This is a genomic window from Enterovibrio gelatinilyticus (assembly GCF_028683095.1).
Taxonomy (GTDB): Bacteria; Pseudomonadota; Gammaproteobacteria; order Enterobacterales; family Vibrionaceae; genus Enterovibrio; species Enterovibrio gelatinilyticus.
In genome coordinates this window covers 37,262-50,908 of sequence record NZ_JAJUBC010000031.1, presented here as the reverse complement: position 1 = coordinate 50,908, position 13,647 = coordinate 37,262, and the positions used below count along the sequence as shown (strand labels likewise).

Here is a 13,647-nt window from a genome sequence, read left to right as displayed (position 1 = left end):
TTTTTATGCCATCACGCTTCATTTTTCATTTGCTACACTTATGGCTATCCAACCTTTATTCAAGCCATTAGATGATTAATAGCCTAAATCCTATTCTCAATCTGGGGATAGCACGTTGCGATAAACTTCAAGTCCATCACTTGCGCATGGTTAACCTCTTGGCGGGTTTATGTGCGGGCGGTACTTTGTTGTTTTCAGCCTTGTTTGCTTTTGCATTCGGCAACGAAACGTCGGCATTACTTAATGGTCTTTACGCATTTCTCTACTTTATTACTTTTATGCTCACGCGCGAGGGAATGCTAAGGCTCGCCAAGTATTGGGTGTTCATTGTCTTTTTCCTTCAACAATTTACGCTGCCTCTTTTTGTGCTTTCTGACAATTTTGAAACTGAGCTTTTGTTGCTGGTGGTACCTACCGCTGTTGTTTTGGTGTTCGATCCGAGCGATCGGCTTCCACGCTACGGTTTATCATTAATCGCTATTATTTTGCTGTTTTTGGCAAAAACAGTACCTTCAACCGACCCTATCCTATCCATGACTGATGCAGATGCTCGTGCTGCCTATCTGTGTGTGATATTGGTACTTGTCATGGCTTCAGTGGCATTAACAGACTTCTATCTTATTGATTTACACAAGATAGATGAGTCATCTCGCAAGTTGGTTCATGAGGATCTCCTCACTGAAACCGCCAATAGCCAAAATATTTACAAACAAGCAGACGACATATTTTTTCGAGAACAACGAAAAAAAAACGCCCTTTCGGTTATCGCTCTAAACATAGATGGCTTTCGACAAATCAATGAGATGCATGGGCGAACGACCGGGGATCAGGTATTGATCCATATCGCGACACTATTAAGAGAAAATCTGTCAAAAACGGCGATATTGGGAAGAATGCATGCAGATACTTTTATCGTGCTGCTCGGAAATACCTCTTCCAGTGAAGCGCTTCACACTGCAGAACAACTCAAAACAGCAATAAGCCGCAGTGTCGTTCTACTCGATAATACGGCAGTAAAGCGCACAGCAAGCTTTGGTGTGACCACGTCAAATGAAAGCTGTTTAGCGGGCTATCAATTGATCGACACGGCACTGGTCGCTGTCAACAATGCCAAGAAACGCGGCAAAAACAAAATACATACACTCTCCCCGCAAGGTAACCATACCCTCTATAGAGACGAATTCTGTCAACCAAGCTGACTTGACTTGCCCAACCGCTCACTTCAATACTAACAGCCCGTATCTACACTGGTTTCGAGAATTGTATATGAGTGAAATAACCCTGATCACAGGAAGCACGCTCGGTGGCACTGAATATGTAGGCGATCATTTAGCCGATTTGCTTGAACAACAGGGCATCACCGTCAAGGTCATCAATGAAGCTGAACTTTCCGATGTTACTGGATGTAAGCGCTTGTTACTAATCACCTCCACGCATGGCGCTGGTGACTACCCAGACAATCTGCAAAGTCTAATGGATGCCTTAACCCTCCAAAAGCCCGATCTTTCAGGGTTAAAATATGCGGTTATTGGGATTGGTGATTCTAGTTATGACACTTTTTGTGGTGCAGGACGCAATGCAGATTCGCTACTTAAAGAGCTCGGTGCAGAGCAAATTATCGCACGACTTGAAATCGACATCCTGTCCAATCCACTGCCAGAAGAACCGGCAGAAACATGGTTATCCCAGAACAAAAACCAAATCTGTGAATAAAATGGCTAAATAAAGAGTAAATTTTATTCCGTTTTGTGATATTCGCATTGTGGATAACTATAGATCTAAACGGTGATCAACCTATAGTTATCCCAATAACAACTTTATCGCTCTGACCACCCTGTGAATAACTAGCCATTTTGATCCCAGCTAGTACAGCACTTGATCCAAGCTCACGCACAACTAACGATCCTCCTTAACTGAATGATCATGTTGATCATTTATCAGTTATCCACAGAGATCGGCTTCCTTAATAATGATCAATACAAAGATCTATATAAAGATCTTTATATATATTTAAGAGCTTCCCACTCGATCAAAGATCACACTTTTGGTTCTCACTTTTCTTGAAAAGCGGTAGAATGATCCTCTTTTTCGAAATACTCCAATCAACCATTCCTTTTTGAGGTCACACCATGTTTTACCAGGATAACTTTGATGTCATCGTTGTTGGTGGTGGTCATGCAGGTACGGAAGCCGCATTGGCTGCTGCACGTATGGGTCAACAAACCCTTCTGCTGACACATAACATCGATACATTGGGGCAAATGTCATGCAACCCAGCTATTGGCGGGATCGGAAAAGGACATCTGGTGAAAGAAGTCGATGCACTTGGTGGCCTAATGGCACGTGCAATTGACAAAGGTGGGATCCAATTTAGAACGCTCAATGCATCCAAAGGCCCTGCCGTACGTGCAACACGTGCTCAGGCGGATCGAGCTTTGTACAAAGCCGCAGTGCGTGAAACATTGGAAAACCAACCCAATCTGATGTTATTTCAACAAGCTGTGATTGATTTGATCGTGGATCAAGATCAAGTCACAGGTGTTGTGACAGAAATGGGCCTTAAATTTCGTGCAAAATCAGTGGTATTGACCGTAGGAACCTTCCTTGGCGGAAAAATCCATATTGGTTTAGAGAATTATTCAGGTGGGCGAGCTGGTGATCCACCGTCCATCGCATTGGCGGATCGTCTTCGTGAACTGCCGTTTCGAGTTGATCGCTTAAAAACGGGTACTCCGCCTCGCATTGATGCCCGCACTGTCGATTTTAGTGTGATGGAAACGCAGCATGGCGATACACCTCGACCAGTATTTTCCTACATGGGAAATTCCGCTGATCACCCGCGTCAGGTGCCATGCTATATCACCTACACCAATGAAAAAACGCATGATGTGATTCGCAATAACTTGGATCGCAGCCCTATGTACTCTGGTGTCATTGAGGGGATTGGTCCGCGTTATTGCCCATCGATTGAAGACAAAGTAATGCGCTTTGCGGACAAAGATAAACACCAAATCTTTGTAGAACCAGAAGGCTTAACCACACACGAGCTATACCCTAATGGGATCTCCACCAGCCTGCCTTTTGATGTGCAAATGGGGATCATTCATTCGATCAAGGGTTTTGAAAATGCGCGCGTGATCCGTCCTGGTTATGCGATCGAATATGATTTCTTCGATCCACGTGATCTCAAACAAACGTTCGAAACCAAATTTATCAAAGGCTTATTCTTTGCCGGCCAAATCAATGGCACAACAGGCTACGAAGAAGCTGCAGCACAAGGCTTACTTGCTGGCGCTAATGCCGCGTTGTTTGCTCAGGATAAGGAAGGTTGGTGTCCACGCCGTGATCAGGCTTACATGGGTGTTTTGATTGATGATTTGTCGACCATGGGAACCAAAGAACCTTACCGCATGTTCACTTCTCGTGCGGAATATCGTTTGCTACTGCGTGAAGACAATGCCGATTTACGCTTGACCGAAACCGGCCGTCAACTCGGTTTGGTGGATGATGAGCGTTGGGCACGTTTCAATCAGAAATTGGAAAACATGGAACAAGAAGCTCAACGTCTTCGTGGCACTTGGATCCATCCAACTTCTGAGCATGCGCAAGCGCTTAACCAGATCCTTAAAGCGCCGTTAGCGCGTGAAGCGAATGGTGAAGAGCTCTTACGTCGTCCTGAAGTTACGTACGACCAACTGGTGTTAAATCCAGTATTTGGCCCAGCACATGACGACCAACAAGCGCGTGAACAAGTAGAAACTCAAATTAAGTACGAAGGCTATATCAATCGTCAAAAAGACGAGATTGAAAAGTCTGTTCGTCATGAGAATACCTCTCTCCCTATTGATTTGAATTATCGACAAATCAAAGGGTTGTCTAACGAAGTGGTCGCTAAATTGCAGGACGCTCGTCCTGAAACTGTCGGCAAAGCGTCACGTATTTCAGGTATTACACCGGCGGCAATTTCTATCTTGCTGGTCCACCTGAAAAAACAAGGCATGCTCAAAAAGGGAGCCTGATTTTCTGTGAAACAACAACTTTCTAAACTGATTGAACAAGCAGGGATGGATATCCCTGCACACCAACAAGACCAGTTGATTGGTTATGTTGAGATGCTCCATAAGTGGAATAAAGCTTATAATCTGACCTCTGTGCGTGATCCTAAAGAGATGATCATTAAGCATATTATGGACAGCATTGTGGTTAGCCAGCACCTAGAAGGATCTACCTTCATTGATGTTGGAACTGGCCCTGGTTTGCCTGGTGTTCCTTTGGCTATCATCAACCCAGACAAATCGTTTACCTTGCTAGATAGTTTGGGCAAACGTATTCGTTTCATTCGTCAGGTTGTTCATGAGCTAAAAATTGATAACGTGACGGCGGTACAAAGCCGTGTCGAAGACTTTCAGCCAGAGGTGGGATTTGACGGTGTATTGAGCCGTGCATTTGCCTCTATGAGTGATATGGTGAACTGGTGTCATCACCTACCCGCAGAGCACGGACACTTCCTTGCACTCAAAGGGCAAGTTGATCAGGTCGAGATTGATGAACTTCCATCAGATTGTTCTGTGACCGGTATCAAACCTTTGACTGTTCCCGGATTGGAAGGACAACGTCATCTAGTAATCTTGGCTAGATAGGATCACTCGACGAGGTCTACTTGTGGGAAAAGTCATAGCAATAGCAAACCAAAAAGGGGGCGTTGGTAAAACAACGACCTGTATTAATTTGGCTGCGTCGTTAGCGGCGACACAGCGTAAGGTGCTTGTTATAGACCTTGATCCACAAGGTAATGCCACCATGGCCAGTGGTGTGGATAAATATGATGTCCACGCTACGGCATATGAGTTGTTGGTGGAAGAAACGCCGTTTAATGATGTCGTTGTCACGGAAACAACAGGTGGGTACCACCTTATCGCTGCGAATGGCGATGTGACTGCTGCTGAAATTAAACTCATGGAAGTGTTTGCCCGTGAAGTCAGGTTACGAAATGCACTCGCTGACGTTCGTGAAAACTATGATTTCATCTTCATTGATTGTCCCCCTTCTCTTAACCTTCTTACAATCAACGCCATGACGGCCGCAAACTCAGTGTTGGTTCCTATGCAGTGCGAGTATTTCGCATTGGAAGGGCTTACCGCATTGATGGACACCATCAGTAAGCTTGCCGGTGTTGTTAACGCAGACTTGCATGTAGAAGGATTACTTCGAACCATGTACGATCCTCGTAATCGACTTGCCACCGAAGTATCAGATCAGATTAAGAAACATTTTGGTGATAAGGTGTATCGCACTGTTATCCCTCGCAACGTTCGTCTTGCTGAAGCACCAAGCCATGGCAAGCCTGCTATGTACTACGACAAGTACTCCAGTGGAGCGAAGTCGTACTTAGCGTTGGCAGGAGAAATGTTACGCCGTGAAGAGCAAGCCAAGCAAGCTGCTGATATTGCCAATGCGTCTTAAGGAAATTTAATGAACGCGACGAAACGTGGATTGGGCAAAGGGCTCGATGCTCTTCTTGCGACCAGTGCAAAAGCACAGGCGCGTGTTGATCTCAATATTGATACCCGTGAAGCTGTTAATAACAGTGAGTTACAGCACTTGTCTCTCAGTGCGTTGCGTCCTGGGATTTATCAGCCACGTCAAGATATGGCGCCGGAAGCCCTTGACGAGCTTGCTGAGTCCATCAAAGCGCAAGGCATTATTCAGCCGCTGGTCGTGCGACAACTCGATAACCAGCAATATGAGATTATTGCGGGAGAGCGTCGTTTTCGTGCCGCTAAACTTGCAGGGCTTACTCATGTCCCTTGTTTGGTTCGTGAGCTTAACGACAAAGCAGCCAGTGCCATTGCATTGATTGAGAATATCCAGCGTGAAGATCTCAACGCGATGGAAGAAGCTGAAGCACTTAATCGGTTAATCCAAGATTTTACGTTAACGCATCAACAATTGGCTGAAGCGCTCGGTAAATCCCGTACAACGATCAGTAACCTACTGCGATTGAACGGATTGGAAGTCGGTGTAAAAAAATTGTTGCTGGGACGCCAACTCGAAATGGGGCATGCTCGTGCATTGCTGTCACTGGAAGGTGAAGCTCAAATCGAAGCGGCGTTAGTGTCTGTAAATAAAAAGCTCACAGTGCGACAAACCGAAGCGCTGGTGAAGAAATTACTGACCCCTGAGATAGAAAAGGCATCTGAGCCGTTATCTGATGATTTTGTCGCTTTGCAAGATAGGCTGTCAGATAGGCTTGGAACTAAGGTTTCTTTGTCTCAAGGAAAAAGTGGTAGCGGTAAACTCGTTATCAACTTTGATCAAAACGAAAAACTTATGCAAATCCTTGCAATTCTCGAAGAGAAATTGTGACGTAACGCGTTGGGTTTTTGTTACATATTTTTGCTTACTGTGATCAGGTTACCCTGTTGTAAAATTTAGCCTCTCTTTTTGCTGTCATGAGATTGCATTCAAAAGGGTGACCCGTATAATTTTCGCAGTTTTCCCAGCACGACGAAGGTGCTAAGAGGAAAGGAATCGAGGAACGAATACATGGTATCGACGCTCACGCGACCAGGTCGCAAGCTTGCGAAAAGGTTGCTGCTGTTACAGGTGTGCGTCGTGTTAGCAACGGCAATCTTGATGGTGACCACCATCAATGTCGACTGGGGAATTTCCGCACTCATAGGCGGTGGCATCTTTGTGGTAGCCAACGCAGCCTTTGCATTGTGTGCATTCCTATTTAGTGGAGCAAGAGCGGCCAAGCTGGTTGTAGCATCATTCTACAGCGGTGAAGTGCTCAAAATTCTACTGACCGTCGTTTTATTTTCCGTTGTTTACCTGTATGCCGAGGTGGAACTTGTTCCCCTCAAACTGACCTATTTGCTGGTACTTGGAATTAATATCCTTGCGCCAGTTTTATTCATTAACAACAACAAATAGGATGAGTTATGGCTGCGTCAGGTGAAGCGCTTACACCGTCAAGTTATATCTCTCACCACTTAACTAACTTGTCTACGGACAAATTGGGTTTGGTGGAAGAAGGTAGTTTTTGGGCGGTGCACATTGATAGCCTGTTTTTCTCTGTTTTGATCGGTGCAGGCTTTTTATGGCTGTTCCGTTCAGTAGCAAAGAAAGCAACAACCGGAGTACCAGGCAAGCTTCAGTGTTTTGTGGAAATGTTGGTAGAGTTCGTTGATGAAAACGTTCGCGAAACCTTCCATGGAAAGAATCCACTGATTGCACCTCTGGCTCTCACCATTTTCGTTTGGATATTCTTGATGAATACGATGGACTTAGTGCCTATCGATTTTATTCCTTATCCAGCGGAACAGCTCGGTATTCCTTACATGAAGGTAGTACCTACGGCTGATGTAAACATCACCTTGGCAATGGCGCTAGGCGTTTTCTTCTTGATGATTTATTACAGCATCAAGATCAAAGGCTTGGGCGGCTTCGCGAAAGAACTGGCACTTCACCCGTTCAATCACCCAATTATGATTCCATTCAACCTGCTTCTTGAAGTGGTATCGCTGCTAGCGAAACCAATTTCACTGGGTATGCGTTTGTTCGGTAACATGTTTGCAGGTGAGGTGGTATTTATCCTTATTGCGGCACTCCTGCCGTGGTGGGCGCAATGGTTGGGTTCATTACCGTGGGCAATCTTCCACATTTTGGTTATTACCATCCAAGCGTTCGTCTTTATGATGTTGACTATCGTGTACCTGTCTCAGGCGCATGAAGAATCACATTAATACGTTTTAGTAAGCAACTTTGTTCGACCTTCCGGCATATAAGCCGACAACAAGAAACTGGAGATAGTGATGGAAACTTTATTGAGCTTTTCTGCAATTGCCGTTGGCATCATTGTAGGTCTTGCTTCCCTAGGTACTGCGATTGGTTTCGCACTGCTTGGTGGTAAATTCCTTGAGGGTGCTGCGCGTCAACCAGAAATGGCACCAATGCTGCAAGTTAAGATGTTCATCATCGCTGGTCTGCTTGATGCTGTACCTATGATCGGTATCGTAATTGCTTTGCTGTTCACTTTCGCAAACCCATTTGTAGGTCAACTGGCTGGCTAATTTAGCTGAACGGATCCTGTATAGCTAACTAGTGAGGAGTCGCTGTTGTGAATATAAACGCAACTCTGTTTGGTCAGGCAATCGCGTTTTTTATGTTTGTTGTGTTCTGCATGAAATATGTATGGCCACCAATCATGCAAGCGATTGAAGAGCGTCAGAAGAAAATTGCTGACGGTCTAGCAGCAGCTGAACGTGCTGCAAAAGACCTGAACTTGGCCCAGGCGAATGCTTCCGATCAATTGAAAGAAGCAAAGCGCTCTGCAACTGAGATCATCGAACAGGCAAACAAGCGTAAAGCACAAATTATCGACCAAGCCCGCGAAGAAGCAACTGCTGAACGCGCAAATATCCTTAACCAAGGACAGGCTGAACTCGAAGCTGAACGTAACCGTGCCCGTGATGAACTGCGTAAACAAGTTGCAACTCTGGCCGTGATCGGTGCCGAGAAGATCCTGGAGCGCTCTATTGATGAGTCTGCTCATAGAGATATTCTCGATAAAATCACTGCAGAACTTTAAGAAGGAGGGGCCGCAATGTCTGAATTGACAACTATCGCACGCCCCTACGCTAAAGCAGCCTTCGATTTAGCAGTAGAGAAAGGCGAATTAGACCAATGGTCTGAGATGCTGACATTTGCTGCAGAAGTTGCCCGCAATGAAACCATCGTTGATTACATCGGTGGTATGCATTCAGCTGAGAAGCTGACAGAGATATTTGTCTCAGTGTGTGGTGAACAGCTCAATGAACTTGGCCAAAACCTGATTAAGGTGATGGCTGAGAATGGTCGCCTCAAAGCGTTACCAGATGTATGTACCCAGTTTTTGGCACTTCGCCAAGAATATGAGAAGCAGATAGATGTTGATGTCTTTTCTGCTGTCGCGCTTGATCAAGCGCAACTGGATACTATCGCCGGTAAACTTGAAGCCCGCCTTGAGCGCAAAGTGAAGCTGAACTGTAGTGTAGACGAGACCCTGGTTGCCGGGGTTGTGATTCGAGCTGGAGACTTGGTCATCGATAACTCAGTAAGCGGTCGTATCCGCCGTCTGAGCGATGCATTGCAGTCTTGATTTGGGGAATTGGAGCATGCAACTTAATTCCACGGAAATTAGCGATCTGATCAAACAACGTATTGAAAAATTCAACGTTGTAAGTGAAGCACGCAACGAAGGTACCATCGTGTCAGTCAGTGACGGTATCATTCGCATCCATGGCCTTGCTGATGCTATGCAAGGGGAAATGATTGAACTACCTGGCAACCGCTTTGCACTCGCGCTTAACCTTGAGCGTGATTCTGTAGGTGCGGTTGTTATGGGTCCTTATGCCGACCTTCAGGAAGGTATGAAAGTGACCGGTACTGGCCGCATTCTTGAAGTGCCAGTAGGTCCTGAACTATTAGGTCGTGTCGTGAATACTCTCGGCGAGCCTATTGATGGTAAAGGTCCAATCGACGCGAAATTGACTTCTCCTGTAGAAGTGATTGCACCGGGTGTAATCGCTCGTCAATCAGTCGACCAACCGGTACAAACTGGTTATAAAGCAGTCGATGCTATGATCCCAATCGGCCGTGGCCAGCGTGAGCTGATCATCGGTGACCGCCAGACAGGTAAAACTGCGATGGCTATCGATGCGATCATTAACCAGAAGAACTCTGGTATCTACTCTATCTACGTGGCTATCGGCCAGAAAGCGTCAACCATTGCTAACGTGGTTCGCAAACTGGAAGAGCATGATGCACTGAAAAACACCATCGTTGTTGTGGCATCAGCGTCTGAAGCTGCTGCACTTCAATACCTTGCTCCTTATGCAGGTTGTGCGATGGGTGAGTACTTCCGTGACCGTGGTGAAGATGCACTAATCGTATATGATGATTTGTCTAAGCAAGCTGTTGCTTACCGTCAGATTTCTCTATTGTTGCGTCGTCCACCAGGCCGTGAAGCATTCCCAGGTGATGTTTTCTATCTTCACTCGCGTTTGCTAGAACGTGCAGCACGTGTAAATGCTGTCTACGTTGAAAAGTTCACCAATGGTGAAGTGACAGGTAAAACCGGTTCTTTGACTGCGTTACCTATCATCGAAACCCAAGCGGGTGACGTATCTGCGTTCGTACCTACCAACGTTATCTCGATCACTGATGGTCAGATCTTCCTGCAATCTGAACTGTTCAACTCTGGTATTCGTCCAGCGGTTGACCCAGGTATTTCAGTATCGCGTGTAGGTGGTTCTGCTCAGACCAAGATCATTAAGAAATTGTCTGGTGGTATCCGTACGGCATTGGCTCAGTACCGTGAACTGGCGGCATTCGCACAGTTCTCTTCTGACCTTGATGAAGCTACTAAGAAGCAGCTAGATCATGGCCAGAAAGTGACCGAGCTAATGAAGCAGAAGCAGTACGCACCAATGTCTGTTTTTGAACAAGGCGTGGTGATTTTTGCAGCAGAAAAAGGCTATTTGACAGACGTTACTCTGGAAAAGCTGGCTGATTTCGAAGCTGCTCTGCTTGCATATGCTAAGGCACAGTATGCCGAGCTGGTTGCTCTGATCGAAGAGAAGGGCGATTACAACAGCGATATTGAAGCGCAACTAACTAAGTTGGTTGAAGACTTCAAGGCAACTCAAACCTGGTAATGCGTAGAAGGCCGCCTTTGCGGCCTTCTTACAACGGAGAGTAACGATGGCCGGCGCAAAAGAAATTCGTAACAAGATCGGAAGTGTGAAAAGCACACAGAAGATCACCAAAGCGATGGAAATGGTTGCCGCTTCTAAAATGCGTCGTTCGCAAGACGCCATGGAAGCCTCCCGTCCATACGCGACTACTATGCGCAAAGTGATCGGTCATGTCGCCCTTGGTAAATTAGAGTATCGCCATCCATATCTGGAAGAGCGAGAAGCCAAGCGCGTCGGTTACATCATCGTATCTTCAGATCGTGGTCTGTGTGGTGGCCTGAACATTAACTTGTTCAAACGTGCTATCAATGGGATGCAGGAGTGGACGCAAAACGGTGCAGAAGTTGATACTGCCCTGATTGGTTCTAAAGCTTCGGCATTCTTTAGCAGCTACGGTGCGCAAGTATCAGCACAAGCTTCAGGCCTGGGTGATAACCCTGCTCTTGAAGATTTGATTGGTACTGTTGGCGTCATGCTGAAGAAATATGATGAAGGCCAACTGGATCGCTTGTATCTGGTGTACAACAAGTTTGTAAACACCATGACGCAGGAACCAGTGATCGATCAATTGCTGCCTTTGCCTAAGTCAGAAGACGAAGAAATGAAACGCAGCCACTCTTGGGATTATATCTATGAGCCCGAGCCAAAACCGCTGCTAGATACCTTGTTGGTTCGCTATGTCGAATCGCAAGTTTATCAAGGTGTGGTTGAGAACTTAGCGTGCGAACAAGCGGCGCGAATGGTTGCGATGAAGGCTGCAACAGATAATGCAGGTGACATCATTGATGATCTGCAACTGGTGTATAACAAAGCCCGTCAGACTGCAATTACACAAGAGCTCTCGGAGATTGTCTCCGGTGCAGCTGCGGTGTAAGGCAAGGGCCAACGAAATATTTTTAGAGGAATAACGATGGCTACAGGTAAGATCGTTCAGATCATCGGTGCGGTAGTCGACGTAGAGTTTCCACAGGAGTCGGTACCTCAGGTATATGACGCCCTGGACGTGAAACGTGAAGGCGAGCGTCTGGTGCTGGAAGTTCAGCAGCAGCTGGGTGGTGGTATCGTCCGTACCATCGCAATGGGTTCGTCAGATGGTCTGCGTCGTGGACTGGAAGTAGAGAACACAGGCAAGCCAATTGAAGTACCAGTAGGTACTGCAACCCTAGGTCGTATCATGAACGTTCTAGGTGACTCAATCGACGAGCGTGGCGAGATTGGTGAAGAAGAGCGTTACTCTATTCACCGTGAAGCGCCAAGCTACGAAGAGCAATCAAACGCGACTGAACTGCTGGAAACTGGCGTTAAAGTTATCGATTTGATGTGTCCGTTCGCCAAAGGCGGTAAAATCGGTCTGTTCGGTGGTGCGGGTGTAGGTAAGACCGTTAACATGATGGAGCTTATCAACAATATCGCACTGCAACACTCTGGTTTATCAGTATTTGCAGGCGTAGGTGAGCGTACTCGTGAGGGTAACGATTTCTACTTTGAAATGCAGGAAGCGGGTGTTGTAAACATCGAAAATCCAGCAGAATCAAAAGTAGCCATGGTTTACGGTCAGATGAACGAGCCACCAGGTAACCGTTTACGCGTAGCGTTGACTGGCCTGACGATGGCAGAGAAGTTCCGTGACGAAGGCCGTGACGTACTTCTGTTCGTTGATAACATCTATCGTTACACCTTGGCAGGTACTGAAGTATCAGCACTGCTAGGTCGTATGCCTTCTGCGGTAGGCTACCAGCCTACGTTGGCAGAAGAAATGGGTGTACTTCAAGAGCGTATCACGTCAACGAAGAGTGGTTCTATCACATCTGTACAGGCCGTTTACGTTCCTGCGGATGACTTGACTGACCCATCTCCAGCGACCACGTTTGCGCACTTGGATGCAACCGTTGTTCTTTCACGTAACATCGCCTCTATGGGTATGTATCCAGCGATCGACCCATTGGATTCAACATCTCGTATGTTGGACCCACTCGTTGTTGGTCAAGAGCACTATGATGTTGCCCGTGGCGTGCAGTCAATTCTGCAGCGCTATAAAGAGCTGAAAGACATCATCGCTATCTTGGGTATGGATGAGTTGTCAGAAGATGACAAACTCGCTGTATCTCGTGCACGTAAGATTGAACGTTTCTTGACTCAGCCTTACCACGTAGCGGAAGTCTTTACTGGCCAACCAGGTGTTTATGTTTCGCTAAAAGACACCATCTCTGGCTTTAAAGGCATGATGAGTGGCGAGTATGACGATATCCCAGAGCAGGCATTCCTGTACTGTGGCGCTATCGAAGAAGTCCTCGAAAAAGCGAAGAACCTGTAACGGTTGTTAGGAGGCGATATGGCAGCGATGACCTTCCATCTGGATGTGGTAAGCGCGGAAAAGCAAATGTTTTCTGGTCGAGCTGAAGCTATTCAGGTGACTGGTAGCGAAGGTGAGTTGGGTATCTACCCAAGCCACACCCCGCTGCTGACCGCCATTACGCCAGGCATGATCCGTATCACTAAGCAACATGGCCATGAAGAGGTGATTTACCTTTCAGGTGGTATGTTGGAAGTGCAGCCAAACACAGTGACTGTGTTGGCCGACACCGCGATTCGCGGTGACGATTTGGATCAAGCAAAGGCAGAAGAAGCGAAGCGCCGTGCGGAGGATCGTATCCTCAATAAGCACGGTGATATGGACTTTGCTCAGGCGGCCAGTGATCTGGCCAAAGCGATTGCCCAGCTTCGAGTGATCGAGCTGACCAAAAAGGCACGCTAATAGTCAGATGACATAGCAAGCTGAAAAGGCGACCAGACGGTCGCCTTTTTTATTTGCAAAAGGCAATATTGAATCAATTTTTTGCGACAAAATAACGGGAAATTTGGCATCTTCCATCAATTTACATGCCGTTTCCCGTCACTAATCGCTACA

The 13,647-nt window shown here is 46.5% G+C and carries 15 protein-coding genes; all 15 read left to right on the top strand.

The window, feature by feature from the left end:
* The first annotated feature begins 71 nt into the window (after positions 1-71).
* The 15 genes from LRP50_RS20945 (at position 72) to LRP50_RS20875 (ending at position 13,494) form a co-directional block, all read left to right on the top strand.
* Positions 72-1,199, top strand: a complete 1,128-nt coding sequence (locus LRP50_RS20945) for a GGDEF domain-containing protein (protein WP_274166381.1) — start codon at positions 72-74, stop codon at positions 1,197-1,199.
* A 67-nt stretch (positions 1,200-1,266) separates the two neighbouring features.
* A complete protein-coding gene (mioC, locus tag LRP50_RS20940; protein WP_274166380.1) occupies positions 1,267-1,713 on the top strand; it encodes an FMN-binding protein MioC in 447 nt (148 codons plus the stop codon).
* 416 nt (positions 1,714-2,129) lie between these two features.
* Positions 2,130-4,019, top strand: a complete 1,890-nt coding sequence (gene mnmG / locus LRP50_RS20935) for a tRNA uridine-5-carboxymethylaminomethyl(34) synthesis enzyme MnmG (protein WP_274166379.1) — start codon at positions 2,130-2,132, stop codon at positions 4,017-4,019.
* Positions 4,020-4,025: 6 nt separating this feature from the next.
* A complete protein-coding gene (gene rsmG / locus LRP50_RS20930) occupies positions 4,026-4,640 on the top strand; it encodes a 16S rRNA (guanine(527)-N(7))-methyltransferase RsmG (protein ID WP_274166378.1) in 615 nt (204 codons plus the stop codon).
* Between the two features lie 22 nt (positions 4,641-4,662).
* Positions 4,663-5,463, top strand: coding sequence for a ParA family protein (locus LRP50_RS20925; RefSeq protein ID WP_274166377.1), 801 nt, complete (start codon positions 4,663-4,665; stop codon positions 5,461-5,463).
* Between the two features lie 9 nt (positions 5,464-5,472).
* Positions 5,473-6,366 (top strand): ParB/RepB/Spo0J family partition protein, encoded by an 894-nt coding sequence (locus LRP50_RS20920; RefSeq protein ID WP_274166376.1) that lies wholly within the window; start codon positions 5,473-5,475, stop codon positions 6,364-6,366.
* 180 nt (positions 6,367-6,546) lie between these two features.
* A complete protein-coding gene (locus LRP50_RS20915) occupies positions 6,547-6,936 on the top strand; it encodes a F0F1 ATP synthase subunit I (protein WP_017010589.1) in 390 nt (129 codons plus the stop codon).
* Between the two features lie 8 nt (positions 6,937-6,944).
* Positions 6,945-7,748, top strand: a complete 804-nt coding sequence (gene atpB, locus LRP50_RS20910) for a F0F1 ATP synthase subunit A (protein WP_028024433.1) — start codon at positions 6,945-6,947, stop codon at positions 7,746-7,748.
* A 69-nt stretch (positions 7,749-7,817) separates the two neighbouring features.
* A complete protein-coding gene (gene atpE, locus LRP50_RS20905) occupies positions 7,818-8,075 on the top strand; it encodes a F0F1 ATP synthase subunit C (RefSeq protein ID WP_005372317.1) in 258 nt (85 codons plus the stop codon).
* Positions 8,076-8,122: 47 nt separating this feature from the next.
* A complete protein-coding gene (gene atpF, locus LRP50_RS20900) occupies positions 8,123-8,593 on the top strand; it encodes a F0F1 ATP synthase subunit B (protein WP_028024432.1) in 471 nt (156 codons plus the stop codon).
* Positions 8,594-8,608: 15 nt separating this feature from the next.
* On the top strand, positions 8,609-9,142 hold the full coding sequence (gene atpH / locus LRP50_RS20895) for a F0F1 ATP synthase subunit delta (protein ID WP_274166375.1): 534 nt from the start codon (positions 8,609-8,611) through the stop codon (positions 9,140-9,142).
* A 16-nt stretch (positions 9,143-9,158) separates the two neighbouring features.
* Positions 9,159-10,700: a F0F1 ATP synthase subunit alpha gene (gene atpA, locus LRP50_RS20890; RefSeq protein ID WP_274166374.1), complete on the top strand. Its 1,542-nt coding sequence runs from the start codon at positions 9,159-9,161 to the stop codon at positions 10,698-10,700.
* Positions 10,701-10,746: 46 nt separating this feature from the next.
* A complete protein-coding gene (gene atpG, locus LRP50_RS20885; RefSeq protein WP_274166373.1) occupies positions 10,747-11,613 on the top strand; it encodes a F0F1 ATP synthase subunit gamma in 867 nt (288 codons plus the stop codon).
* A 36-nt stretch (positions 11,614-11,649) separates the two neighbouring features.
* Positions 11,650-13,053, top strand: a complete 1,404-nt coding sequence (gene atpD, locus LRP50_RS20880) for a F0F1 ATP synthase subunit beta (RefSeq protein ID WP_274166372.1) — start codon at positions 11,650-11,652, stop codon at positions 13,051-13,053.
* An 18-nt stretch (positions 13,054-13,071) separates the two neighbouring features.
* Complete coding sequence (locus tag LRP50_RS20875; RefSeq protein WP_028024427.1) at positions 13,072-13,494, top strand: F0F1 ATP synthase subunit epsilon; 423 nt, start codon at positions 13,072-13,074, stop codon at positions 13,492-13,494.
* Positions 13,495-13,647 lie beyond the last annotated feature (153 nt).